The sequence below is a fragment of the Plantibacter sp. VKM Ac-2876 genome (assembly GCF_015350715.1).
In the GTDB taxonomy this organism is placed as follows: domain Bacteria; phylum Actinomycetota; class Actinomycetes; order Actinomycetales; family Microbacteriaceae; genus Plantibacter; species Plantibacter auratus.
In genome coordinates this window covers 100,729-124,226 of the sequence record NZ_JADKSI010000001.1, presented here as the reverse complement: position 1 = coordinate 124,226, position 23,498 = coordinate 100,729, and the positions used below count along the sequence as shown (strand labels likewise).

The window sequence follows — 23,498 nt, the reverse complement described above, 5'->3', positions numbered from 1 at the left end:
GCAGGACACCCCTCGCTTTGGGGGCATCACCGACAGAAGTCCTGACATCAGTACGCGCCGACCGGTTTCAGGACCACTTTCACCGTCTGCCACAGGATCATCAGGTCGCCCGTGATGGACCAGTTCTCGACGTAATAGAGGTCGAGGCGGACGCTCTCCTCCCACGTCAGGTCGGAGCGGCCGGAGACCTGCCACATGCCGGTGAGGCCCGGCTTGATGTGCAGACGGCGGTGCACGTCCTTCTCATACTCGGCGACCTCACTCGCCAGCGGCGGCCGGGGCCCGACGAGACTCATGTCGCCGGTGAGGATGTTCCACAGCTGCGGGAACTCGTCGAGGGAATACTTGCGCAGGATGCGCCCGACACGGGTGACCCGCGGGTCGTTCCTCATCTTGAAGAGCACGCCGTTGCCCTCGCTCTGCGCCATGAGGGCGGGGAGCGCGGCTTCGGCGTCGGTGACCATCGACCGGAACTTGAACATCGTGAACCGCTCGCCGTTGCGCCCGACGCGCTCCTGACGGAAGAGGACGGGGCCCGGGCTGTCGAGCTTGACCGCGAGGGCGATGAGCGCCAGTAGGGGCGAGATGAGCAGCATCCCGAGGCTCGTGAGGCCGACGTCGAGCGCCCGCTTCATGATGTGGCGACCGCCTTCGAACTGGGGGATCTCGACGTGGATCAGCGGCAGCTCCTCGACCGGTCGGAAGTGGATCCGAGGCCCGGCCACGTCCGTCAGTCGCGCGGCGAGCACGAGCTCGGTGGCGGTCCCCTCGAGGTCCCAGCCGAGGCGACGGATGTAGTCGCTGCCACCGTCGACAGGTCCGGCGATGATGACCGCGTCGGCGGTGAGGTTCGAAGCGGCTTGCGCCACGCCGTCGACGTGGGCGATGACCGGGACGGATCGGCCCCGGCTCGAGAACGGCTCGGCGGTCTCCTCGTCGACGATCGCCGCACCGACCACGGTGTAGCTCATGCTGTGCTGCTTCGCGACCTGTTCGAGGACGTAGTCGACGTCGTCGCGCCGACCGACGACGACCGTCCGTGCCGTGTACTCGCCGACGCGACGGCGGCTGAGCAACCACTTGCGCCACATCCAGCGCGAGGCGAGGAGGGCAAGCGTCCCTGCGGGGAGCGCGAGGATGAAGTACCCGCGCGCGATGTCGATCTTCAAAACGAGGAAGGCGATCGCGAGGATGCCGAAGGCGAATGCGCTGGCGTTGACCACGCGCTTGTACTCGGTGACACCGGAGCCGATGATGCGGCTGTCACGTGTCCTCGTGAATCCGAGGAAGCCCAGCCAGACGAGGACGATGACCGCTGAGAGCAGGACGTAGAGCTGTTGGCCCTCCGGACCGACCGGGGCGTCGCCGAACCGCACGACGAACGCGGCGGAGACGGCGAAGAGCGCGATCGCGCTGTCCGTGAGGACGACTCGACGACGGTATCGCTTCGACCACTCGCGTTGCGTCAGCGAGGTGACCGCGGCGGGGGAGGAGGCCGCGCCGAGCGCGACGGCTCGACGTCGGCGCAACCCGATGGGGCTCGCGATGGGGCCGGTGATCGGGAACGGGTGTTCTTTGACGTCGGTGCTCACGCGGTGGCCCACCGTTCCGGGCGGTGCGGAAGGGTGGCCGCGGTTCGGGTGCACGGACAGGGGCGTCGGAGGTTCCGACGGCGGTTCGGGTACGTCGTCATGAGGGCTGCTATCCACTTGTGGGTTCGGGTGTGGTGCTGGTGCGCGGTGCGCACGGGCGGTTCGGGCCGCCCGCGGAGAACGCGACGTCGCTCGTGTACCCACGACCGACCGGTGATACCGGTCGAGATGAGCGTCCCCCTTGGATATCCCTCAACTCTAGGAAGCGGGGGTCATCGGCGGATCCCCCACTCCAGGGGGGTGACGGCCCCCAATTCTGGGGGTGAGCGTGCCCTCGGACGCGTGATTCCGTCGTCATTCGCAGATCCGGCCACGGACTTCGTCGATCGCGTCCATCGGGGTCCGGTGGGGGACAGCACCGCCCGGCCCGCCGGTGCCCATCACGGATGGCGGCTCGGCCCTACGCCCAGCGACTACATTGGTGCCATGGATGGAGCGCGCGCGACCGATGGCGTGATCGCCGACGCCGCCCGCGATCCCATGGCCGATTGGCCGACCGGACGGCTCCTCTCCACGGCGTCGCGACTGATCGAGCACACCTGGCAGCAGGCCCTCGACGGCATCGGTGTCACGCACGCCGGTCTCATCGTCCTGCACCTGCTCGACAGCGGCCCCGCCAGTCAGAAGGAGCTCGCCCGACGGGCCCGCGTGCAGAATCAGACCATGTCACGCACGCTCGACCGACTGGAGCGGGCCGGCCACATCGAGCGCATCGCCGCGGCCGACGACCGTCGTCGTCACGTGGTGAGCCGGACGCCTGCGGGCGATGAAGCCTGGCTCGCCGCACATCGGCTCGAGGCCGACGTCTTCCCGGAACTGCCCGATGAGTCGGCGCTGCGGTCGCAGCTGCTCGCGATCATCCGTTCGGGCGAGTCCGCCCGTTGGTCGCCCGAGGACGTCGAACCCGCCTGACCTGCCTGCCGGGCCGCCCGTCGACAACGGTCCCCGAGCCTGCCCTGCACAACCGCTCCCTGAGCCTCCAGTGCAACACCGGTCCCTGAGTCTGTCGAAGGGCGGGGCCGATCTGCGCGCGCGCGTGCCCTATCCGGGGGGATTCGAGCTGGTGCTCCGGGGCGAGAGTGGCTAGTGTGATCAAAGTTTCTATTGTGACTGTTGTGACAGGATGACGGCCGCGACCCGCCGAGGTCGCCGTGATCGTGTCGTCGGACTGGAGAATGATGACCCCCGCACGAACGCCCGGTGCGCAGTACGGCCGCCGCCGTCCCTGGCTGGCGATGGCCCTCTCCGTCGGCGTCGTCACGGCGTCACTCACCGTCGGTGCCCTACCGGCCCACGCGGAGGACTACCCGAGCTGGGCCGACGTCGAAGCGGCCAAGTCGAGTGAGTCCGCGAAGGCCGCCGAGATCACGAACATCACCGCACTGATCACCTCGCTGCAGGAGCAGTCCGACGCCGCGTTCCGCACCGCCCAGATCGCCGCGGAGGCCTATCGTCAGGCGCAGGACGCCGTGACCGAGGCGACCGCCCGCGAGTCGGCGCTGCGCGAACAGGCCGAGGCCGCTGCGGCCGCCGCCAAGGTCTCGAAGCAGCGCGCCGGAGCACTCATCGCGCAGCTGTCGCGCGGCGGCGGCGGCGACGTCTCACTCGACCTCGTCCTCGGCGCGGGGAAGTCCGACGATCTGCTGTCCCGCCTGTCCGTCATGGACAAGCTGGGTGAGCGGAACGCGGCGAGCTACGCCGAGGCGGTGACCGACCGCAACGCGGCGAGCGGTCTGACCGACCAGGCGGAGGTCGCGAAGACGGAACGCGAACGCCTCGAGGGCGAAGCGCAGACGAAGTACGACGAGGCGGAGAGCGCCTCGGCGGCGGCATCCGCAGCGGTGGCAGCCCAGGAGCAGCAGGCCGACCAGCTCTACGCGCAGCTCGCCTCCCTGAAGAACACCACCGCCGAGACCGAGCGCGGGTACGCGGCCGGCGAGTCCGCTCGCCAGGCTGCGGAGGCGGCTGCAGCGGCGGCCGCTGCAGCCGCGGCCAACACCCCTCCCGCGTCGTCCGGCGGTTCGTCCGGCGGCGGCGGATCGAGCAGTGGTGGCGGCGGTGGCGGTGCGTCCAGCGGCGGTGGCGGCGGCTCGGTCGCACCTCCGGACTCCGCCGGCGTCGAGTCGGCGATCGCCTTCGCGCTCGCCCAGGTCGGCAAGGGCTACCAGCTCGGCGGTTCCGGCCCGAACGTCTGGGACTGCTCGGGCCTCACCCGTGCGGCGTACGGCAGCGGCATCGGGACGCACTCGGCGACGAACCAGTACTACACGATGCAGTCGCAGGGACGCCTCGTGCCCTACAGCCAGAAGCAGCGTGGCGACCTCATCTTCTGGTCGAGCGGCTACGACTACTACCACGTCGCCATCTACCTCGGGAACGGCCAGATCGTCGAAGCGGCCAACGAGCGGGCCGGCACCCGGGTCGGCGGCATCTGGGGATCCGGCGACGTCGCACCCTACGTCGGTCGCCCGACGGGTTGATCCCGTGAGCTCCGCCGAGGTCGACGCCTACCTCGCGTCCCTCACGCACCAGCTGAAGCCGGCGGTCGTCCGTCTGCGCGAGGCGATCATGGCCTCGGACACTGGCTTCTCGGAGCACCTCAAGTGGAAGGCGCCGAGCTTCGTCTACGACGGCGAGGACCGCGTCACCTTCGCCCTGCACCCGGCGAACCGCATCCGGATCATCCTGCACCGGGGCGTGCATCAGCGGGACGACACCGACGCCTTCCGGTTCGACGACCCCTCCGGTCTCGTGGTGTGGGCGGCGCCGGACCGCGGTGTCGTCACCTTCTCGACCATCGATGCGGCGGCCGCCGCCGAGTCTGCCCTGCTCGAACTGATCGGGCGCTGGGTGCGGGCCTGACCGAGGTGTCGGGATTCTCCGGGACGCCAGGCACCGGACCTGGTCACTCGAGGGGCAGCACCCGGAAGTCTCGGAACGACACGGTCGTCGTCGCCGTGGCGGACCCCGAGAGGTACAGGGCCAGACCCACGGCTCCGACACCCTGCAGCCCTGGGGTGTCGTCGGCGACGGACAGCTGGAACGTCGTCGGTTCGACGTCTCCGGTCCACGCCTTGGCCTCGATCGTGGTGCCGCTGACGCCGGTCGTCCGCGTCACGAGGTGGACCTCGCTGCCGGCTCCGACCGACGTCCCGGCGAGGTTCAGTGCGCTGATGGTGTTGCCGTTGCGCTGCACCTGCAGCTGAACGACACCGGACGCCTGGATCCAAGCGCGCGTGACGTATCGCTCGGAACCGACCTGCCGCGCGATGAGTGAGACGAACTGACCGCCGCCGCTCGGCGCCTGGTCGAGCGAGAACGTCACCGAGGTCTCGGCCGCTCCGACCGGCGTCGCCGCCAGGACGGCGGTGCGAGTCGCGCCCGGAGCAGCGGTGATGGTACCCCGGTTCGACGTGACGGCGAAGCCAGTCCGCCCGCCGGCGAGCGTCCAGGCGCCGCCGAGGAGCGCATCCCCCCAGCCACCGGTCACTTCGCGGGCGAAGTCGTCGGTGACGAGCGATGCCGGGTCGGCGGGTGCGGTCGGGTCCGTAGGCGTGGTCGGGTCCGTCGGTTCGGCGGGCGGCGTCGGGTCAGTCGGTTCGGCGGGCGGCGTCGGATCCGTGGGGTCGGGGGCGGGCGCTGCGGCTTCACGACCACCGGCGGTGACCGCGTCGAACGTGTCGACCGTGAAGGTCACGGGCCCATTGCTCGCCGAGGCCGACAGATAGCCGGAGAGTCCGACCGCACCCGGTGCCTGGAGGGCGGCGGCGGCGTCGGTCGCCGACACCTGCCAGTCGGCGGGCTCAGCAGCGGACCCGGCCCACACCTTCGCGGTGAGACTCGTCGCCCCGTCCACGGGGGCGCCGGCGGCGGCTCGGAGGCGCAGCGTCCCACCCGCGGACGCCGACAGCCCGTCGATCTTCTGCGAGACCAGCACCGTCGTGCCGGACAGCAGCTGCAAGCGGACGTCGTTCGCGGCACGGAACCAGAGTCTGGCGGTATACGCGACGGTGCCGACCTGGCGGGTGATCACCGAGTAGTACCCGCCCCCACCATTGGCGACGACCGAGGGGGTGACGTCGGTGAGCACGTCCGCCGAGGCCTCGGTGACGCCGATCAGGCGGGCGGCCCGAGTGCCTCCCGCGGGAGCCTGGATCGTCGCGGTCGAGCCGGACACGGCGAAGGCGGTCTTCCCTCCGGCCACGGTCCAGGAGCCGCCGGTCTCGGCGTCTCCCCAGGCGTTCGCCACCGAACGCTCGAAGGCGTCCGAGGCGAAGGGCTGAGCGCCCGGCTCCGGGTCGACGACCGGAGCGGTCACCGTCACCACCTGCGTCACGCTCGCCGTCGCCTGGTCGTCGTCGGTGACGGTGAGCGTCACGGGGTAGTCGCCGGCTGCGGTGTAGGCGTGGCCCGCCGCGGCGCCACTGGCGGTCGCTCCGTCGCCGAAGTCCCAGGCGTATCCGGTGACGGTGCCGTCGGCGTCGGTCGAGGCGGTGCCGTCGACGGTGAGGTCCAGCCCGTCGACCGTCGGGGTGAACGCCGCGGTCGGTGCCTGGTTCGCCGGCTCCGGGGCGATGCCGTCGACCCCGACCGAGTGGTGCGCGGCGATCTGCGCGCCGGTGAGCGCCCGCGGGTAGACCGCGACGTCGTCGAGACGACCGTTCAGGTGGTCGCTCGAGGGGCGGTCCGGCCAGCCGGAGAGCGAGGTGCCGCCGACCGTCCAGTAGCCGCTGTAGTCCTGTGCCCGGACCGTGCTCCGGTCCTCGGCCTCGAGGGCGCCGTCGATGTAGAGCTGCTGGCCCGTGTTGCCGAGGACCGCTACAACGTGGTGCCACTCGCCGTCGTTGACCGCGTTGGCCGAGGTGACGGTCCGGACAGTCCCGGGATAGAGACCGAAACGGACGCGGCCGTCGTCGCCGAGGTAGACGAGGCGGTCGCGGTTACCGGAGCCGAGCGCCGTCCCGCTGGAGGCGCCGATGATCGGGCCGCCGCTCGTCGACGTCGTCTGGACCCACGCCTCGAGCGAGAAGCGGTTGGTGAACGGTTCGGTCGTCGTGGTCACCCCGCGCGCGTCACCACCGAACGACGTCGACGTGCCGCCGCCGTCGGACTCCGCGCCGGGCTGAGCACGGCCCAGGGTCGTGCCGGACAGCTGCAGCTCGGCCGCACCCACCCAGTCACCGCCGGTCGTCCCCGTCGCCTCGTTGAGTGACCAGTAGTGCGAGGGACTGTCGGCGAGGACCGAACGGTCCAGGTCGGTGGAGGCGATCGGCGCGCCGCCTGCAGCCGTGAACGTCACGTTGTCCCCCCAGGCGACGTTGCCGGTGGCGTCGGTCGTCTTCACCCGGTACCGGTAGTCGCGACCGACCGTGAGGCCCTGGTCGATGAACGTGATGTCGGGCCTGTCCCAGAAGGACGCCGCTGCATTCACGGTGAACACGGGCGATGCCGTGTCGTTGTCGCGGATGACGTCGTATCGCAGCACCTCGCTGTCGCGGTCCTCGTTCGACGGCCAGGTGACCTTCGCCGCGCCGTCACCGATCGCGGTCACGGTCGGGGCCAGCTTGGAGCCCCCGAGCTGCGGGCCCTGCGCGTTCGTCGAGACGGCGCGTGTACCGAACCGGGCGAGACCCTGCTGCGGCGCACCGTTCACGGTCGTGAACTCTCCGGCGTACAGCACGTACTCGCCACCGGCGGTGACGTCCCACGGGCCCTGGCTCAGGCCGGTGTAGCTGCCGGCGTTCATGTCGGGGAACCAGTGGAGGAGTTCGGTGGCGGGATTGCCCTCGAAATTGCCGTAGGTCCAGCCTCCGGGCGGGGTGTTGTGTGCAACCCGTCCGACGCTCTCCTTCGAGAAGGCGACCGCGCGGTGGTATCCCTCGGCGTTGGGGAAGCCGCCGGTGTTGTCGCAGGCGTGTGCGTGTCCGGCCGTGTAGACGACGTCGCCGACGACCTGTACCGAGTAGCTGTCCCCGTGGCAGTCCGCCAACCATTGGAGGCTGCCGTCGGCCCAGCTCATGCGGAACGTCCCCTCGGTGGCCTTCCCGCCCTGACTGTGCTGGTAGCCGACGCCGTACACGCTGTCGACGTCCGATGACAGCGAGAAGACGGAGGACTTCGTGCCGCCGTTCCGGATGATGGAGTTGGCCGCCCACGGCAGGACCACACCCGAGTCACCGGTGACCGCACCCATGCCGAGGCCCGGCTCGGTGGAGCCGCCGATCGAGGTGAATCCGCCGCCGAGTACGATCTTCGACGCATCGGGCGAGACGACGATCGCCTTGACCGAGCCGCCGAGCACCGAGGGGTTCCATGGCTGCAACGCGGCATTCGTCGTGCTGAGCGCGGCCCCACGGAGACGCTCGTTCTTCTGCACGGAGGTGAAGATGCCGCCCAGGTATACGCTCGTCGCGGAGACGGCGATCGATTCGACGGTCGCATTGACGGTCGGAGCGAAGCTCGACACGAGGGTCATCGACGGAAGGTCGAACGCCGCGACGCGATACCGGGTCGTGCCGTCGACCTTCGTGAAGGAACCGGCGACGTACAGCCGCGACTGGTCGGGGGACACGGCCATCGCCCGGATCTGCCCGTCGAAGGACGTCGAGATGTCCGAGCGCAGCTCGCCGGTCGCGAGATCGTACGCGAGGAAGTTGGACCGCGCGACGGTGGCGACCCCGGCTGCGGCTCCGGCCGGTCGCGCGGTCGTGAACTGTCCACCGACGTAGACCGTACCGCCGGCGACGACCTGGTCCCAGACCACGCCGTCGATCTGTGGAGCGGGCAGCGAGTCGGCGGTCACGGTGGTCGGGGCGAGCGGATCTGACGGATCGACCGGAGCGCTGTCGGCGACCGCGGCGGAGACCGGGACGAGCGCGCCGAGCAGCAGCGCCGCCGTCGTCACGGATCCCGCGAGGACGCTCGCCCATCGGCGGGTCGGCCGCGTCCGCGACTCGTCGGATCGTTCGGTTCGCGGTCGACCCACGGTGTTCCCCTCTTCCGGTGGTGGTGGCGCACCGGAAGAGCAGGCGGCCAGAGCACCACGCATCTGCTTCGGCACGTCTTCCGATGCTGTCAGTGCACTGCGAGTCTTCCAAGACGGGTGGCGCCCCCAATTCGGGGCAAGGCCGTCAGGTCGGGCTGCTCGGAACGACCGTGGCCGAGGAGCCGGCGGACGTATGATCGACTGCCGAGCGGGCGACAGTGCTCCGACGGACCGGTGGTGAAGGAGGCCTCGTGCGCAGTGCCGTGCTCGGCGTCGTGCTGCTCGTCATCGGGACGATCGCGATCCTCACCGGCGTCCTCCCCGCGCCGGAGGCCCTCGGCATCGCCGACCGCGTCTGGCCGATCCTGCTCTTCGTCGTCGCGATCACCGTCGTCGCCGAACTCGCTGCGGACGCCGGCCTGTTCACCCTCGTCGCCTCCCGGCTCGTGCGCTGGGGTCGGGGGAGCACCTGGTTGCTCTGGCTGCTCGTCGTCGCGCTCGCCACGCTCAGCACCGTCTTCCTCTCGCTCGACACCACGGCAGTCCTGCTGACGCCGGTCGTCATCACGCTCGCGCGGCACGCCGGGCTGTCGCCGGTGCCGTTCGCCCTGACCACCGTCTGGCTGGCGTGCACGGCGTCGCTGCTGTTGCCGGTGTCGAACCTCACCAACCTCCTCGCGGAGCACGCGATCGACGAGGCCGCCATGGCGTCGGGTGGCGGCCCGCTCGGCCCCGGCGGATTCGCAGCGCTCATGGTCGTCCCGGCGATCATCGCGGTCGTGGTCCCGTGCGTGGTCCTCGCGATCGTGTACCGCCGTCAGCTCGCCGGTGCCTACACGGTGGACGTGGAGGCGCAGGACGACGACCGGGTGCTGCTGTGGACGTCCGGGCTCGTGGTGCTCGTGCTCCTGCCGCTGCTGGTGTCCGGCATCCCGGTGTGGATGTCTGCGGTCGGTGCGGCGGTGATCCTCGTCGTCGTGTTCCTCATCCGGCGTCCGGCGGCGCTGCGTCCGGCGCTCGTCCCGTGGCAGCTCGTCCTGCTCGCCTCAGGACTGTTCCTCGTGGTGGAGGCGGCTCACGCCCTCGGGCTCGCGCGGGCGCTCGCGTCCATCGCGGGGACCGGTGACTCGCTCCTGGCGCTCGTGCAGCTGGCGGGGGTCGGCATGGCGAGCGCCAACCTCGTCGACAACCTCCCGGCGTATCTCGCCCTCGAGCCGGTGGCCGGCGACCCCGTGCGGTTCGCCGCCCTGCTCATCGGCGTGAACGCGGGCGCGCTCATCACCCCGTGGGCGGCGCTCGCGACGCTGCTCTGGCACGCGCGGCTCACCGCGGCGGACGTCGAGTTCGGTTGGGGCCGGTTCATCGCGCTCGGGTTCGTGGTCGCCCCGCTGACGGTGGCCCTCGCCACCGTCGGGCTCTGGCTGGCCCAGGGTGCCGGCGCGGTACTCCCGTGACTTCCCACGCCGCCCTCAGTGCTCGTGGCGTGCGTCCGCCGCCCGACGCCGCTCCAACAGCTCCGTGACGATCCGGTCGATGAGCTCGAAGGGGATCGGCCGGCTGAACGGGAACTGCAGCGTGTCCTTCGCCGCCCGGTAGTCGGCGACGGCGTTCTGGAGGGGGCCGTCGAACGCCGGGATCGAGTACAGGGCGATGTGGTGCTTCCAGGCGCCGAGGTAGAGCAGGTAGCGGTCGTCGAGCATGAAGGTCGGCATCCCGTAGCGAATGGCCTCGGTGACTCCAGGCACGATGCGGTGGACGCGGAGTCGGATCTCCTCGATGGCGTCCGCGGCGTCGGCGGGTTGCGCGGCGAGGTAGTCGTCGATCGTGGTGGGTGCGCCCGGCATGTCTCTCCTCGTCGGAACGGAGACGGCACGGGAGCCGCTGCCCCCGTGCCGTCATCGTCCCATGTCCGCGTCTCGCGCGACAGTGGTGGTTCTACCGCTTCGCGAGGGCACGCCGCACGTCCTCCTGGACGAGGTCGGCGTTCATGATCGCGCCGGCCATCGATCCGGCGGCCGCCGCCTGCAGGACCTGGGTGCGCAGGTTCGTGACGTCTCCGGCCGCCCAGACACCCGGCACCGAGGTGGCGCCCAGCTCGTCGACGCCGATCGCGTCACCGAACTCGGCTCCCCGCGGGTGCGGTCGCGTGTGGAGCCCGAGACCGGTGAACGCCTCGGCGCGCACCCGGTTGACGGGGGCGACGGCCAGCGCCTCGACGGGGACGGAGCGGCCGTCGTCCAGGCGCACGCCGACGAGCCGGTCGTCGGTGATCTCGAGCCGCTCCACGACGCCGTCGACCACCTCGATGCCCCGCGCCGCGAACGCCGCCTCCTGCTCCGCCGTGAAGGCGCCCGCGGTGTTGCGGAGCACGACGACCCGGTCGCTCAGCTGCCGGAACAGCTGCGCCTGGTGGGCGGCGGCCTCCGCGTTCGTGCCGAGGACCCCGATCACGCGGTCCTGGACCTCCCAGCCGTGGCAGTAGGGGCAGTGGAGGGCGTCGCGGCCGAACCGCTCCCAGAGGCCTGGGATGGGCGGGAGCTCGTCGGCGGTGCCGGTGGCGATGAGGAGGCGGCGGCCTCGGACGATCGCGCCGTCCGCCGTCGTCAGGGTGAACCAGTCGTCGTCGCGCCTGGCATCGACGACCTGGCCGTCGACGATGCGGACGTCGTACGACGCCACCTCCGCGCGGCCGAGGCGCAGGAGCTCGCGAGGCGGGGTGCCCTCCCGGGTCAGGAAGCCGTGCACCCCGTCGGCGGGTGCGTTCCGGGGCTCGCCGCCGTCGACGACGATCACGGACCGTCGTGATCGTCCGAGCATGATGGCTGCGCTGAGCCCGGCGGCGCCCCCGCCGACGATGACGGCGTCGACGAGGTCGGTGGTGGTTGCTGGAGTGACGGGAGTGCTCATGGATCGTTCCGTTCGGTCGACGTGCTGGGAGGTGTCCAGGGTGCGCCGACTGGTGCCGAAGTGGCAAGAACACTTGCCGAAGCGGCAACGTGCGAGCGAGAATCGACCCATGGCGCATGCACACGACGAGCAACGGTCCATCGACGGCGTCCTGGATGCCGTCGGGCCGAGACTGCGAGCCATCAGGCAGCATCGCGGCACCACGCTCGCCGCGCTGTCAGCCGAGACGGGCATCTCGGTCTCCACCCTCTCCCGGCTCGAGTCCGGCCAGCGCCGACCGAACCTCGAGCTGCTCCTCCCGCTCGCCAAGGCGCACCAGGTGCCTCTGGACGACCTCGTGGGCGCTCCGCAGACGGGTGATCCCCGCGTCCACTTGAAGCCCGTCCAGCGGTACGGCCAGACGATCGTGCCGTTGACGCGTCGATCGGGCGGCATCCACGCGTTCAAGAGCATCATCCACGGCGGCGACGGCCCGCAGGCGCCTGAGACGCAGCAGGTCCACGAGGGATACGAGTGGCTCTACGTCCTCAACGGTCGGTTGCGGCTCCTCCTCGGCGACCAGGACATCGTCCTCACCGCGGGTGAGGTCGCCGAGTTCGACACCCGCGTCCCGCACTGGTTCGGCCGGGCTGAGGCCGCAGCGGTGGAGTTCCTCAGCCTGTTCGGCAAGCAGGGCGAACGGATGCACGTCCGGGCGACGTCGACGAGGAGGAGCGCATGATCGGACACGACGACCAGGAGGGCGCCCGTCCACCCGAAGACGACCGGCCGTTCGCGGAGCAGGTCCTCGAGCGCCGCGGGTTCGCGATCACGGCCGCACTGTTCGTGATGCTCGGAGGGCTCGTCGTGCCGTTCGTCGGTTGGGTGGCCGGCATGGTCATGCTGTGGCGGTCGCGTGCCTGGACCACGAAGCAGAAGGTCTGGGCCACCGGCGGGCCGATCCTCGCCGGCGCCGTGGTGCTGCTCGTCCTGGCCCTCCTCACCGCGAACTGGAAGTCGACGGATGCCGGCGTCGGGGGCTCCCCGGTGCTCCCCGTCGTCTACGACCTCGCGTCGACGGCCGTCGTGCTGCTGCTGATCGGGTACGCCGCGGCCGGCACCTGGCTGCTCTGGCTGGCGCTCCGGCCCGTGGGCCGAAGCGCCTGATTCGCGGTCGTCGCTCAGGTGGACCGGGCAGCATGGGGAGATGCCCGACTCCTCGCGATTCCGTCGTCCCCTGCCCGTCCAGCCCGGACCCGGTGAGGAGTCCGTCTGGGAGTACCCGCGTCCGCCGCGGGTCGAGCCGCGCGACGAACGCGTCGTGATCCGGTTCGGCGGCACGGTCATCGCGGAGTCGACGGCCGCGGTCCGGGTCCTGGAGACGAGCCACCCGCCGGTGTACTACGTCCCGGCGGCGGACTTCTCGCCGGGGGTCCTGGTGCCCGTCGACGGGACGACCATGTGCGAGTTCAAAGGAGAGGCCCACTACCTCGACGTGCGGGTGGGCGACCAGGTCGCCGGTGCCGCCGCGTGGACCTACCCCGATCCGCGTCCGGGATACGCGCCGCTGTTCGGCATGATCGCCGTCTATCCGGGACGCATGGACGCCTGCGAGGTCGACGGGGTGCAGGTGCAGGCGCAGGAGGGCGACTTCTACGGCGGATGGATCACGCCGGGGATCGTCGGCCCGTTCAAGGGCGCCCCGGGCACGCGCGGCTGGTAGCGGACGCCGCAGTCCTACACCCGCTCCTGCTTCGCGCGCAACGCCCTGGAGCGCCACGCACCCTCGTGTCACGCTGAGCGCCAAGCGCCGTCGACGACGAGGCGCGCAGGAGGCGGTCGAGGCCATGGACGCATTCGATGAAGCAGGGGACCCGGGTTGGTCCCTCCTCCGCGTCGTCCCGCTGTTCGGCCTCGCCGTCAGCGTCGGAGCGGTCGCCGGGGCGGCCCTCGCGGCCGGTGCAGAGCTCTTCGGGACGGTGGGGACCGTCTCGGTGCATCCGGCCGACCTCGGCGGGATCGCCGTCCTCGTCGGCGGACTCGTCGGAGGGATGCTCGCAGCGGTCGGGGCGGTCGGCGCGCTGCTGGCGCTCGGCATCCTCGACCACTGGGGCGAGCGGGGCCCGGTCCATCGGGCCTGGATCGCCGGTGGTGGTGCGGCCTTCCTCGTCCTGATCGTCGGCGGCCTCATCGCCGCACCCATCGGACTCGCCTCGACGATCGGGGTCGTCGTGTTCGCGGTGCTCGCCGCCGGGGTGGCGGCCGGCGGTGGGCTCTACGCCTTCGAACGGGCGCTGGCTCGTCGTCGAGGCGGGTGGGCCGGCCTCCGCCGGTAGCGCGGACGGTCAGCCGGCGAGCTGCTCAAGGCGTGCCCGGTGCCAGTCGGTCTGCGTGAGGGCCGAGACGCGGAGGAGACCGGTCAGCGCGTCCCATCCGGCCGACCAGCCGATGCGGGAGGCGATGGTCCACACGCTCGCGTCAGGGTCGTCCGCCAGGACGGCGCGCACCTCGTCCGCTCGCCGCAGATGGTGCGCGGCCAGCTCGTCGCACCGGTCCGCGAGTCCCGTGAATCGGAAGCCGTGTCCGGGGATCACCTGATCGCCGTCGTAGCCGCGGACGCGTTCGAGCGACGACAGGTAGGCCGTCACCGGGTTCTCCGAGGTGCGCGCCCCGAGGCCCAGGCCCGAGAAGATCGTCGGCAGCACGTGGTCACCGGTGAACAGGTATCCGCGGTCCTCATCGCGCAGGGTGAGGTGACCCGTCGTGTGGCCGGGTGTGTGCAGGACCCTGATCGAGCGACCGGGGAGCGTCAGCAGCTCGCCGTCCTCGAGCGTCCGGTCCGCACGGGTGTCGCCGAGGTGCCCGGCGGGTGCCGTCGCACCCGTGGCCCAGGGGCGCACGGTCGTGTCGTCCGCCGGGACACCCCACTCGTCCAGTGCCGCCGCGAGGTCGGCCGGGCCCGGCGGCGTCGAGCCCGCCGCCTCGTCTTCGAGACGGTGCATGAGGACCGGTGCGGCGAGCTCGTCGCGGAGCATGCTGGCGAGGCCCAGGTGATCGGGGTGCAGGTGGGTCACGACGACGCCCGTGAGCGTCGTCACACCGATGCCGCGGAGCTCCCGCAGCAGGTGTTCGCGGCCCTCGGGGGTGTCGGTTCCGGGATCGACGACGATCGCACGACCGTCGGTGCCGAAGAGCACCGAGCAGAGGGTGAAGGGATTGCCGGGGTCGCCGGTCGGGACGGCGATGACGACCGTGTCGGCGTCGAGGTGCTCCGTCGCAGGGATCCGGCCGTCGCGGAAGGCGGCAGCCTGGGATTCGCTCGATGAGGTGATCATGGTGCTGCTCCGGGTGGTGTCGGGGGACGGACCAACCCTAGTCGTGGGGCCCGTCGGGTTCAGTACGATGGGTGCATGACCGTCAACGACATCCTCATCGGCGTGATCGCCTTCATCACCGTCTTCGGCGGCATCGGCCTGGTCGGGGCGCTCGTCGCCATGGCCAAGTCCGGCTACCACGGCTGATCCTCCCCGAAGGGAGTCTCGGCTGGTTCCGCCGCGGCTCAGCGGGCGACGGCCTCGTCCGTGGCACGCTGTACCGCCGCGAGCGCTGCCGCGACGGCCGAACGCTGCAGTGAGCCCTTCCTCGCCGTCGCGACGATCTTCCGCTCGCTCATCCCGGCGATGGGTTTCCGCACCACGTCCGTCCGCGAGCCGATCGCGATGTCCGGGAGCACGGCGATCGACAGCCCGGCCGCCACGTGGTCGATGACGACCTCGTAGCTCGTGAACCGTCCCGCCACCTTCGGCTCGAACCCCGCGCGACGACAGATCAGCGGGACGAGTTCGCCGAGGTAGGTGCCCGGTGCGTCGAGGGCCCAGGACTCCGTCTGCAGCTCGCTGAAGGTGACCTGCTCCTGTGCGGCCAGTCGGTGGTCGAGCGGCGCGATGAGCAGGAGGGGGTCGGTGGTGAGGGGCACGCTGTGCACCGAGGGGTCGAGGAGGAACCCGTCCTCCTGATCGACGGTGATCACGACGTCGCACGTGCCCCGCTGGACGGCGGTGGTGCTCTCGTGCGGTTCGACCTCGATGAGTTCGACCTCGAGTCGCGGGTACTGCCGCGCGAGGGAGCGCGCGGCGGGGATGAGGATGGGGGCGATGACGCTCGCGAACCCGGCGATGCGGAATCGACCGGACGGCTCGGACTCGACCTCGGCCAGTTCGACTTCGATGGCGTCCATCTGCGCGAGCAGGGCCCGAGCGCGCTCGACGAGCAGCGCACCGGTCGGCGTCAGGGTGAGCGTCCGGCCGCGTCGTTCGAGGAGCGCGGCGCCGGTCTCGGCCTCGAGCACGGAGAGCTGCTGCGAGACGGTCGAGGGGCTGAGGTCGAGCTCACGGCCGACGGCGCGGATCGTACCGAGGCGGTCGAACGCCTCGAGCAGTCGCAGTCGCACGGGGTTCAGGGCCATGCTGCAACAGTATCGAGCGCGCCAGGGCGCCCTCCACACGGGTGGCAGTCCGATCCGGGTCCCGTGGCTCCCGGAGGGTGCTGACCGTCGCCGTCCGGGTCACTCCCAGACGAGCTCCTCCGGCAGATGGCCGGGCTCGGCGAGTCGGGCGTTCCGGAGCACCGCGCCGTCGGGGCCGAGCGAGAGGGCCGTCACCGAGAGCGAGGCGAGGCGCAGGCCGTCGTGGTCGTCGATGCGGACGATCGCCTCGTCGGCGGCGGCGGGGACGGTCGTCGTGGAGCGCAACGTGCGCAACCACGGCTCCCAGGACGCGGCCGTCGCACCGTCCAGCGGACCGATGGGCGACGGGACGTCGAGGAAGGCCGGCCTCCACCGGTGGACCCGTGGGACGTCGAGGTGGTCGGGGCCCTCGTGCGTCACGAGGTGGAGACCGGGTGCGACGTCGATCGAGCGGAGTGAGGTGCCGTCCCAGCTCGTCACGGCGACGCGGTCGGGACGCAGCTCCACGAGGTTCCAGGATCGGGCGCTGCGGGCGTCGTCCGCGTCGATGCCGGTCGTGACGGCTTGCAGGGGGAGGACGCCTCGCGAGGTCCACCCGGGGGCGGGCATGTCGAGGTCCTCGCGTCGGTTGAGGACCACCGCCGCCCGGGGGCCGCCAGGGGCGTCGTCGTTCGTCGCCAGCCACGCGCCGCCCGCTTCGCGGTCGTGGATGCCGCGGACGCTGTCACCGAGTCCTGGCCACCACGCGCCGGGTGGGTCCCAGGCACGCCCCGGCTGCTCGTCTCGCAGCCCGAGCACGGCGATCGGCCACGCGCGCCCCGGCTCGAAGTCGATGATGACGGTGCACACGCTGGTTCCTCCTCGGCCGGCCGGACTAGGACAGACTAGACGAGGACCCGGCGCGGGAGCGCCGGAAGCGAGGAGGCGGCATGGGCGTGCAGGACGCATCGCGGGAGGCGGCAGAGCGCACGGTCGTCGTCGGGATCACGGGCGGGATCGCCGCCTACAAGGCGGTCGGCGTCGTCCGCGGGTTCGTCCTCGCGGGCTTCGACGTCCACGTCGTGCCGACCGAGAGCGCCCTCCGGTTCGTCGGCCTGCCGACACTTGAGGCGATCAGCCGGAACCCCGTCACGACCTCCCTCTACGACGGCGTCGCCGAAGTCCGGCACGTCGCCCTCGGGCAGCGCGCGGAACTCATCGTCGTCGCGCCGACGACGGCCAACACCCTCGCGAAACTCGCGGCGGGACTCTCCGACGACCTCCTCGGCACCACCATCCTGGCCAGCCGGGCGCCGGTCCTGCTAGCGCCGGCGATGCACACCGAGATGTGGCAGCACCCGGCGACGACCGCGAACGTCGCCCTCCTGCGATCGCGCGGGGTGGCCGTCATCGGGCCGGCGCACGGCCCGCTGACCGGCGGTGACACGGGACCGGGACGCATGAGCGAGCCCGACGACATCGTGGCCGCCGGCTTGGCGCTGCTCGCCGGACGCTCCGGTGGAGCGGACGCGCACCCGGAGGACCTGCGCGCCGAGCGCGTCGTCGTCTCGGCCGGCGGCACCCGTGAGCCGCTCGACCCGGTGCGGTTCCTCGGGAACCGGTCGAGCGGTCGGCAGGGGCTGGCCATCGCGCAGGCCGCCGCAGAGCGCGGGGCCGAGGTGGTGCTCGTCGCGGCGCACCTGGACGCCGACGTCGCGGCCGAAGCGGCTGCGGTCGACGGTCTGCGGATCGTCCCGGTCGGCACCGCTGCGGAACTCGCGGTCGCCATGGAGGACGTGGCAGCCGACGCGACGCTCGTGGTCATGGCGGCAGCCGTGGCCGACTACCGCGCCGCCGAGATCGCCGAACGCAAGATCAAGAAGGACGACACCGGCGACGAGCTCACCCTACGACTCGTCCGCAACCCTGACGTGCTCGCCGGACTCGCCGCGGCGCGGGTGCCGGGACGACTGGTCGTCGGGTTCGCCGCGGAGACCGCCGCCGACCGCGCGGAGCTGCTGGCCTTCGGCCGAGCCAAGGTGGCACGCAAGGGGGCCGACCTCCTCGTGCTCAACCGCGTGGGGTGGACGAACGGTTTCGGCACGCCCGACAACGACGTCGTCGTGATCGACGGCGCCGGCGAGGTGGTCGGTGAGGCGACCGGCTCGAAGCGCAGCATCGCCGACCGGCTCCTCGACCTCGTGCTCGCCCACCGGGCGGAGTCAGTTCGTCCGCCGGCGGGCGAGCCTGCCCCCGAACGGGGCTGACCACTGCCACGATGGCAGCATGCCACGCCTCCGTCCCGCGCGCCGTCGCGCCTCCATCGCCGCGGCGCTCGCCGGAGTCATCGTCCTCTCGATGGGTCTCGCACAGCCGGCCGCCGCTGCGGAGTACCCCAGCTGGGAGGACGTCGAGGCGGCCCGCTCGAGCGAGTCCTCGAAGCAATCGACCATCGGGCAGATCGAAGGGCTCGTCCAGCAGCTGAAGACCGCTGCGGCGCTCGCCGAAGCTGAGGCCGTCCTCCGTGCCGACGAGTACGAGGCCGCTCAGCTGGCCGTCGACGAGGCGAGCTACCGTGCCGTCTCGCTCCGCGAGCAGGCCGTGGCCGCGACGACCGCGGCAGAGGCCTCCAAACGCCAGGCCGGCGCGCTCGTCGCGGCCTGGTTGCGGTCGGGGAACGTCGACCTCAGTACCGCCGCATTCCTCGACGGCCAGGCGCCGGAGTCGCTCCTCGGACGCTTGAGCACGATCACGAAGCTCAGCGAGTCCACGGACGGCACCTACGACCGGGCGAGGACCGATGCGAACACGGCGTCGCTGCTCACCGAGCAGGCGACCATCGCCGAGGCCGCCCTCGGCGAGCTCGCCGCTGCGGCCGAGACCGCCCTCGGGGACGCGGTCGCAGCCCGTGCCGACGCCGAGACCGCCGTGTCCGAGCAGCAGGAGTACCTCGCGACGCTCGAGGCCCAGCTCGTGGTCCTCAAGGAGAACCGCGCAGCCACCGAGGCCGACTACCGCAAGGGTGAGGAAGTGAAAGCGGCTGCTGCCGCCGCCGCTGCAGCCGCGGCGGCCGCAGCTGAGGCCGCACGGGCGGCTGCCGAGGCCGCTGCGAACGCCGGCGGTGGCGGAGGAGGCGGCGGCGGAGGTGGCGGTGCCTCGGGTGCCGTCGGGAGCCAGGGGTGGGCCCTGCCGATCTCCGGCCGGATCACCGACAACTACGGACCGCGACCCGGTCGCCCCGTGCCCGGCGTCAACCCGTTCCACTCGGGCACCGACATCGGAGCGGGTTGCGGGCGAGCGGTCTATGCCGCGAACGCCGGCACCGTGGTCTACGCCGGCTGGCTCGGCACCTATGGCAACTGGGTGCTCGTCGACCACGGCGGCGGCGTCATGACCGGATACGCGCACAACAGCAGCATCCTCGTCGGCGAGGGGCAGTGGGTGTCCGCCGGTCAGAACATCTCGCTCGTCGGGACGACGGGTGCCTCGACCGGATGCCACGTGCACTTCGAGGTCAGGATCGGCGGTTCGCGCGTCGATGCCGTCCCGTTCATGGCGGACCGGGGCATCCGCCTGGGCTGAGCCGCGTCGGACACCGGGGCGTCAGAGTCCGAGGCGCTCGAGCTCGGCATCCATCCGGCGAGCCATCTCCGCGTACCCCTCGTCGTTCGGGTGGAGGCCGTCCGCGGCCATCCACTCCGGGTGCCCCTCGATCCAATGAGACGCCCCGGGGATGGTGTCGGTGTCGATCTCCTGCGCGGCGTCGGCCACCCAGCCGATGATCGTCTCGATCGACTGCGGTCGCTCGTCGGTGTACCAGAACGGTTCGACGACGATGAAGCGGGCCTCCGGGAGGGCGTCGCGGAGGCGATGCAGGTCCGTCGTGATCTGCTCGTGGATCCGGTCGGCGGCATCGTCGAAACTGAACGCGTCGTTGAGGCCCATCGTGACGAAGACGATGTCGGGCTGCTCGGCGATGATGAGGGAGGGCAGGTCGCCGCTGTCGTCGCCGAATCGGTCGCGGTGGTTCACGAACCCGAGGCCGTTGACGCTGGGGTTGAACTCCCGCCAGCCGCGTTCCTCGCTGACGACGGTGGACCAGCGGTTGGCCGGGTCGCTCGCTCCGGTGCCGAGGGTGTACGAGTCGCCGTAGAACGCGACGAGCGGTCCGTCGCCCATGGCGCCGCCGGTTCCTGAATCGGGCGATGCGCAGGCGGAGAGGCCGGTGGCGAGGGCGAGCAGGGTGACGGCGGCGAGCAGGCGTGATCTCATACGGATGGTTCGGAGCAGGGGGTGTCGTGGAGGGTCGAAGCGCCGGTCGACTGCCGACGACCCGAAGCGCGAATGCGGATACAGCTAGGTCGTGTCAACGCGAATGCGTGCACTAGCCTGTCTCCATGCCGCAGATCCGTATCCGAGATGCCGCCCTGTTCCTCGGGGTCAGTGATGACACGGTCCGTCGCTGGATAGACCAGGGCGCACTCGTCAGTGCGAAGGACGAGGCGGGCCGAGCGGTCGTCGACGGCCTGTCGCTCGCTCGGCTGGCCCGGGAGAACGCCGTCCTCCCCGTCGACCCCTCGGAGATCGGACGCTCGGCACGCAACCGATTCGTCGGCATCGTCACCGACATCACGATGGACACGGTCATGGCGCAGGTGGAACTGCAGTGCGGGCCGCACCGGGTGGTGTCGCTCATGAGCAGTGAGGCCGTGCGTGAACTCGGCCTCGAACTCGGCTCCACGGCCATCGCCGTCGTGAAGGCCACGACGGTCCTCATCGAGACCCCGAAGGCGAGCTCGTGAACCGCACCGCACCCCGTCGGTCCTTCCGACTGCTCAGCGCACTGGCCCTCGGCGCCGGAGTCCTGCTCGCAGCGTCCGCCTGCGCCGCCCCGGCCGCGACGCCGACATCCACCGCCTCGGCCACAGCGGACGAGCTCAGCGGCTCCGTCACGGTCTACGCGGCGGCGTCGCTCAAGACGACCTTCACCACGCTCGCGGAGGACTTCGAGGAGGCGCACCCCGGGACGACCGTCGAGTTGACCTTCGCCGGATCCTCCGACCTCGTCACGCAGCTCATGAACGGAGCCCCGGGCGACGTGTTCGCCTCCGCGGACGAGAAGAACATGGCGGAGCTGACCGATGCCGACCTCGTCGAGGGTGGTCCGGTCGACTTCGCGACCAACGTCCTGCAGATCGCCGTGCCCCCGTCGAACCCCGCCGGCGTGGAGACCTTCGCCGACCTCGCCCGTCCGGGCGTCAAGACGGTCGTGTGCGCGCCGCAGGTCCCCTGTGGAGCTGCCACCGTCGCCGTCGAGGAGGCCACGGGTGTCGCGCTGAGCCCGGTCAGCGAGGAGTCCTCCGTCACCGACGTCCTCGGCAAGGTGACCTCGGGCGAGGCCGATGCGGGGCTCGTCTACGTGACCGACGTCATCGCGGCCGGCGACGCCGTGCGGGGCATCACCTTCCCCGAGTCGTCGAAGGCCGTCAACACCTACCCGATCGCGCCGCTCGCGGGGAGCGCGAACCCCGCGGTCGCGGCGGCCTTCGCGGCCTACGTCGTGAGCGCCGAGGGACAGCGGGTGCTCGCCGACGCCGGCTTCGGCGCACCGTGACCCCGTGAGAGAACTCGGCTCGGGGGTGCCCCGCTGGATCATCGTCGTCGCCATGGTCGGCGCCGCGTTCGTCCTGCTGCCGCTCGTCGCGATCGTCCTGCGCGTGGACTGGGCGGACTTCGGTGCACTCGTCACCTCCGAGTCGTCGATCGCGGCGCTCGGGCTGAGTCTGCGCACGTCGTCACTCGCGACGGCCCTCTGCATCGTGTTCGGCGTGCCGCTCGCCCTCGTCCTCGCGCGCACCCGGTTCCCGGGGCAGCGCCTGCTACGGTCGCTCGTCCTCCTCCCGCTCGTGCTCCCGCCCGTCGTCGGCGGGATCGCCCTGCTCTACACCTTCGGTCGGCTCGGCCTGCTCGGACCGGCACTCGCGGACGCCGGGATCGACATCGCGTTCTCCACGACCGCCGTCGTCCTCGCCCAGACGTTCGTCGCCCTGCCGTTCCTCGTGTTGAGCCTGGAGGGGGCGATCCGCACGACCGGCTCGCGGTACGAGGCCGTCGCCGCGACGCTCGGCGCACGTCCCACCACGGTCTTCCGCACCGTCACGCTGCCGCTCCTCGCACCCGCCGTCGTGTCGGGCGCGATCCTCTCGTTCGCGCGGGCCCTCGGTGAGTTCGGGGCTACTCTCACGTTCGCGGGCAGCCTGCAGGGGGTCACCCGGACGCTGCCGCTCGAGATCTACCTGCAGCGCGAGACCGATCCCGACGCCGCGGTCGCGCTGTCGCTCGTCCTCGTCGTCGTGGCCGTGCTCGTCGTCGGCGTCGCTGGGGCGCAGGGGTCGATCCGCCGTGGACGGACAGTCGCCGGAGTGGTGCGATGACCGGGGCGGCCCTGGAATTCCGAGCGACGTTGCGTGAACGCGACTGGGAGCTCGCCGTCGAACTCGCCGCGGGGGAGACCGTCGCCGTGCTCGGCCCCAACGGCGCCGGCAAGTCGACGCTGCTCGCGGTCCTCTCCGGGCTCCTGCGTCCGGACACCGGTCACGCGACGCTCGCCGGTCGCGAGCTGTTCGCGGTCGGTGGATCGGGTCGAGACCACTGGCTGCCGCCGCACCGGCGGGGGATCTCGCTCCTGGCGCAGGAGGCGCTGCTCTTCCCGCACCGCTCCGTGCTCGACAACGTCGCCTATGGCCCGCTGGTCGCCGGTGCGTCGCGCGGCGAGGCTCGGGACGTCGCCCGACGACGACTCGCGGAGGTCGAGGCGTCCGAGCTCGAGGGGCGCCGTCCCGCCGAGTTGTCCGGCGGCCAGGCGCAGCGGGCGGCGCTCGCCCGCGCGCTGGCCCCGGACCCCGCCCTCCTCCTCCTCGACGAACCGATGGCCGCGCTCGACGCGACCGTCGCTCCACACCTGCGCCGCATGCTCCGCGACCAGTTGCGTGGGCGGACGACCGTGCTCGTGACGCACGAGGTGCTCGACGCGTACACGCTCGCGGACCGGGTGATCGTCCTGGACGCCGGGCGCATCGTCGAGCAGGGGCCGACGGCGGAGGTGCTCGAGCGGCCGCGGACGGCGTTCACCGCTGACCTCGCGGGACTCGAACTGCTGACGGGCGTCCGCACGGCACGTGGGCTCCGTCTGCCGGACGGAACGGAGGTCGAGGCCGACTCCTCCGCGGAGGCAGACTCGATCCCGGTCGGGGTCGCCGTCGCCTGCGCGTTCCGACCGTCCCGCGTCGAGGTGCGCGAGGCGGAGGGGTCCAGCGGCCCGAGTGCGCCGGGTGCGATCCGCGCGACGATCACCGACCTCGAGCCGCGGGGGGACGTCGTCCGGGTCCGCTCGGCGGTCATCAGCGCCGACGTCGCCGTGCAGCAGCTCGCGTCCGCAGGCTGGTCGACGGGCGACGTCGTCGACTTCGTGGTCGACCCGCGGGCAGCGGTCCTGTACCCGCGCTGAGGCGTCCTGCACCGGGACACGGCC

22 protein-coding genes are annotated in these 23,498 nt (G+C 71.6%); 14 read left to right on the top strand and 8 right to left on the bottom strand.

Annotated elements, in window-relative coordinates; genetic code table 11:
- Positions 1–47: 47 nt before the first annotated feature.
- Positions 48–1,592: a sugar transferase gene (locus tag ITJ62_RS00585; protein ID WP_370581774.1), complete on the bottom strand. Its 1,545-nt coding sequence runs from the start codon at positions 1,590–1,592 to the stop codon at positions 48–50.
- A gap of 486 nt (positions 1,593–2,078) precedes the next feature.
- On the opposite strand from ITJ62_RS00585, the gene ITJ62_RS00580 reads away from it, so the two are divergent.
- From ITJ62_RS00580 to ITJ62_RS00570, 3 genes are all read left to right on the top strand, one after another.
- Positions 2,079–2,564, top strand: coding sequence for a MarR family winged helix-turn-helix transcriptional regulator (locus tag ITJ62_RS00580; RefSeq protein ID WP_197977384.1), 486 nt, complete (start codon positions 2,079–2,081; stop codon positions 2,562–2,564).
- Between the two features lie 266 nt (positions 2,565–2,830).
- On the top strand, positions 2,831–4,132 hold the full coding sequence (locus ITJ62_RS00575; protein ID WP_228497755.1) for a C40 family peptidase: 1,302 nt from the start codon (positions 2,831–2,833) through the stop codon (positions 4,130–4,132).
- 4 nt (positions 4,133–4,136) lie between these two features.
- On the top strand, positions 4,137–4,514 hold the full coding sequence (locus tag ITJ62_RS00570) for a DUF1801 domain-containing protein (RefSeq protein WP_370581773.1): 378 nt from the start codon (positions 4,137–4,139) through the stop codon (positions 4,512–4,514).
- A gap of 43 nt (positions 4,515–4,557) precedes the next feature.
- Here the strand turns inward: ITJ62_RS00570 and ITJ62_RS00565 are convergent, their stop codons facing one another.
- Positions 4,558–8,637: a LamG-like jellyroll fold domain-containing protein gene (locus ITJ62_RS00565; protein ID WP_194599274.1), complete on the bottom strand. Its 4,080-nt coding sequence runs from the start codon at positions 8,635–8,637 to the stop codon at positions 4,558–4,560.
- Between the two features lie 251 nt (positions 8,638–8,888).
- Here ITJ62_RS00565 and ITJ62_RS00560 point away from each other — a divergent pair, with 251 nt between their 5' ends.
- Complete coding sequence (locus ITJ62_RS00560) at positions 8,889–10,091, top strand: SLC13 family permease (RefSeq protein WP_194599273.1); 1,203 nt, start codon at positions 8,889–8,891, stop codon at positions 10,089–10,091.
- 15 nt (positions 10,092–10,106) lie between these two features.
- Here the strand turns inward: ITJ62_RS00560 and ITJ62_RS00555 are convergent, their stop codons facing one another.
- Positions 10,107–10,481, bottom strand: a complete 375-nt coding sequence (locus ITJ62_RS00555; RefSeq protein ID WP_194599272.1) for an iron chaperone — start codon at positions 10,479–10,481, stop codon at positions 10,107–10,109.
- 91 nt (positions 10,482–10,572) lie between these two features.
- Positions 10,573–11,544, bottom strand: coding sequence for an NAD(P)/FAD-dependent oxidoreductase (locus ITJ62_RS00550; protein ID WP_194599271.1), 972 nt, complete (start codon positions 11,542–11,544; stop codon positions 10,573–10,575).
- A gap of 109 nt (positions 11,545–11,653) precedes the next feature.
- Between ITJ62_RS00550 and ITJ62_RS00545 the strand changes: the two genes are divergently transcribed.
- The 4 genes from ITJ62_RS00545 (at position 11,654) to ITJ62_RS00530 (ending at position 13,859) form a co-directional block, all read left to right on the top strand.
- Positions 11,654–12,265, top strand: a complete 612-nt coding sequence (locus ITJ62_RS00545; protein ID WP_194599270.1) for a helix-turn-helix transcriptional regulator — start codon at positions 11,654–11,656, stop codon at positions 12,263–12,265.
- Positions 12,262–12,690: a hypothetical protein gene (locus tag ITJ62_RS00540; protein WP_194599269.1), complete on the top strand. Its 429-nt coding sequence runs from the start codon at positions 12,262–12,264 to the stop codon at positions 12,688–12,690. Before ITJ62_RS00545 ends, ITJ62_RS00540 begins: the two co-directional genes overlap by 4 nt.
- Positions 12,691–12,730: 40 nt before the next feature.
- Positions 12,731–13,246, top strand: a complete 516-nt coding sequence (locus ITJ62_RS00535; RefSeq protein WP_194599268.1) for a DUF427 domain-containing protein — start codon at positions 12,731–12,733, stop codon at positions 13,244–13,246.
- A 124-nt stretch (positions 13,247–13,370) separates the two neighbouring features.
- Positions 13,371–13,859, top strand: a complete 489-nt coding sequence (locus ITJ62_RS00530; RefSeq protein ID WP_194599267.1) for a hypothetical protein — start codon at positions 13,371–13,373, stop codon at positions 13,857–13,859.
- A gap of 9 nt (positions 13,860–13,868) precedes the next feature.
- On the opposite strand, the gene ITJ62_RS00525 is transcribed toward ITJ62_RS00530, so the two are convergent.
- The 3 genes from ITJ62_RS00525 to ITJ62_RS00515 all read right to left on the bottom strand — a co-directional run bounded on the left by ITJ62_RS00525 (position 13,869) and on the right by ITJ62_RS00515 (position 16,837).
- Positions 13,869–14,858: an MBL fold metallo-hydrolase gene (locus ITJ62_RS00525; RefSeq protein ID WP_194599266.1), complete on the bottom strand. Its 990-nt coding sequence runs from the start codon at positions 14,856–14,858 to the stop codon at positions 13,869–13,871.
- 224 nt (positions 14,859–15,082) lie between these two features.
- Complete coding sequence (locus ITJ62_RS00520; protein WP_194599265.1) at positions 15,083–15,988, bottom strand: LysR family transcriptional regulator; 906 nt, start codon at positions 15,986–15,988, stop codon at positions 15,083–15,085.
- A 99-nt stretch (positions 15,989–16,087) separates the two neighbouring features.
- Positions 16,088–16,837 carry an NRDE family protein gene (locus ITJ62_RS00515; protein WP_194599264.1) on the bottom strand — a complete coding sequence of 250 codons (750 nt, stop codon included), beginning with the start codon at positions 16,835–16,837 and terminating at the stop codon, positions 16,088–16,090.
- Positions 16,838–16,917: 80 nt separating this feature from the next.
- On the opposite strand from ITJ62_RS00515, the gene coaBC reads away from it, so the two are divergent.
- Together coaBC and ITJ62_RS00505 are read left to right on the top strand one after the other, a co-directional pair.
- Positions 16,918–18,234: a bifunctional phosphopantothenoylcysteine decarboxylase/phosphopantothenate--cysteine ligase CoaBC gene (coaBC, locus tag ITJ62_RS00510; protein ID WP_194599263.1), complete on the top strand. Its 1,317-nt coding sequence runs from the start codon at positions 16,918–16,920 to the stop codon at positions 18,232–18,234.
- Positions 18,235–18,253: 19 nt separating this feature from the next.
- Positions 18,254–19,549 (top strand): M23 family metallopeptidase, encoded by a 1,296-nt coding sequence (locus ITJ62_RS00505; RefSeq protein WP_194599262.1) that lies wholly within the window; start codon positions 18,254–18,256, stop codon positions 19,547–19,549.
- 21 nt (positions 19,550–19,570) lie between these two features.
- Here the strand turns inward: ITJ62_RS00505 and ITJ62_RS00500 are convergent, their stop codons facing one another.
- Positions 19,571–20,239, bottom strand: a complete 669-nt coding sequence (locus ITJ62_RS00500; protein WP_194599261.1) for an SGNH/GDSL hydrolase family protein — start codon at positions 20,237–20,239, stop codon at positions 19,571–19,573.
- Positions 20,240–20,364: 125 nt separating this feature from the next.
- Here ITJ62_RS00500 and ITJ62_RS00495 point away from each other — a divergent pair, with 125 nt between their 5' ends.
- Genes ITJ62_RS00495 through ITJ62_RS00480 form a run of 4 tightly spaced genes read left to right on the top strand, consistent with a single transcriptional unit; the run spans position 20,365 to position 23,474 of the window.
- Positions 20,365–20,769 carry a molybdopterin-binding protein gene (locus ITJ62_RS00495; protein ID WP_064296069.1) on the top strand — a complete coding sequence of 135 codons (405 nt, stop codon included), beginning with the start codon at positions 20,365–20,367 and terminating at the stop codon, positions 20,767–20,769.
- Positions 20,766–21,581, top strand: a complete 816-nt coding sequence (modA, locus tag ITJ62_RS00490; protein ID WP_194599260.1) for a molybdate ABC transporter substrate-binding protein — start codon at positions 20,766–20,768, stop codon at positions 21,579–21,581. Before ITJ62_RS00495 ends, modA begins: the two co-directional genes overlap by 4 nt.
- A 52-nt stretch (positions 21,582–21,633) precedes the next feature.
- Positions 21,634–22,401: an ABC transporter permease gene (locus ITJ62_RS00485; protein WP_194600170.1), complete on the top strand. Its 768-nt coding sequence runs from the start codon at positions 21,634–21,636 to the stop codon at positions 22,399–22,401.
- A complete protein-coding gene (locus tag ITJ62_RS00480; protein ID WP_228497751.1) occupies positions 22,398–23,474 on the top strand; it encodes a sulfate/molybdate ABC transporter ATP-binding protein in 1,077 nt (358 codons plus the stop codon). Before ITJ62_RS00485 ends, ITJ62_RS00480 begins: the two co-directional genes overlap by 4 nt.
- Positions 23,475–23,498 lie beyond the last annotated feature (24 nt).

Excerpts from the sequence above, each read along its gene's own strand:
- ITJ62_RS00530 (WP_194599267.1), top strand. The coding sequence starts at position 13,371 with ATGGACGCATTCGATGAAGCAGGGGACCCGGGTTGGTCCCTCCTCCGC.
- coaBC (WP_194599263.1), top strand. The coding sequence starts at position 16,918 with ATGGGCGTGCAGGACGCATCGCGGGAGGCGGCAGAGCGCACGGTCGTC.
- ITJ62_RS00545 (WP_194599270.1), top strand. The coding sequence starts at position 11,654 with ATGGCGCATGCACACGACGAGCAACGGTCCATCGACGGCGTCCTGGAT.
- ITJ62_RS00550 (WP_194599271.1), bottom strand. The coding sequence starts at position 11,544 with ATGAGCACTCCCGTCACTCCAGCAACCACCACCGACCTCGTCGACGCC.
- ITJ62_RS00505 (WP_194599262.1), top strand. The coding sequence starts at position 18,254 with ATGCCACGCCTCCGTCCCGCGCGCCGTCGCGCCTCCATCGCCGCGGCG.
- ITJ62_RS00555 (WP_194599272.1), bottom strand. The coding sequence starts at position 10,481 with ATGCCGGGCGCACCCACCACGATCGACGACTACCTCGCCGCGCAACCC.
- ITJ62_RS00575 (WP_228497755.1), top strand. The coding sequence starts at position 2,831 with ATGACCCCCGCACGAACGCCCGGTGCGCAGTACGGCCGCCGCCGTCCC.
- ITJ62_RS00525 (WP_194599266.1), bottom strand. The coding sequence starts at position 14,858 with ATGATCACCTCATCGAGCGAATCCCAGGCTGCCGCCTTCCGCGACGGC.
- ITJ62_RS00500 (WP_194599261.1), bottom strand. The coding sequence starts at position 20,239 with ATGAGATCACGCCTGCTCGCCGCCGTCACCCTGCTCGCCCTCGCCACC.
- ITJ62_RS00535 (WP_194599268.1), top strand. The coding sequence starts at position 12,731 with ATGCCCGACTCCTCGCGATTCCGTCGTCCCCTGCCCGTCCAGCCCGGA.
- ITJ62_RS00480 (WP_228497751.1), top strand. The coding sequence starts at position 22,398 with ATGACCGGGGCGGCCCTGGAATTCCGAGCGACGTTGCGTGAACGCGAC.
- ITJ62_RS00485 (WP_194600170.1), top strand. The coding sequence starts at position 21,634 with ATGGTCGGCGCCGCGTTCGTCCTGCTGCCGCTCGTCGCGATCGTCCTG.
- ITJ62_RS00495 (WP_064296069.1), top strand. The coding sequence starts at position 20,365 with ATGCCGCAGATCCGTATCCGAGATGCCGCCCTGTTCCTCGGGGTCAGT.
- ITJ62_RS00540 (WP_194599269.1), top strand. The coding sequence starts at position 12,262 with ATGATCGGACACGACGACCAGGAGGGCGCCCGTCCACCCGAAGACGAC.
- ITJ62_RS00520 (WP_194599265.1), bottom strand. The coding sequence starts at position 15,988 with ATGGCCCTGAACCCCGTGCGACTGCGACTGCTCGAGGCGTTCGACCGC.
- ITJ62_RS00580 (WP_197977384.1), top strand. The coding sequence starts at position 2,079 with ATGGATGGAGCGCGCGCGACCGATGGCGTGATCGCCGACGCCGCCCGC.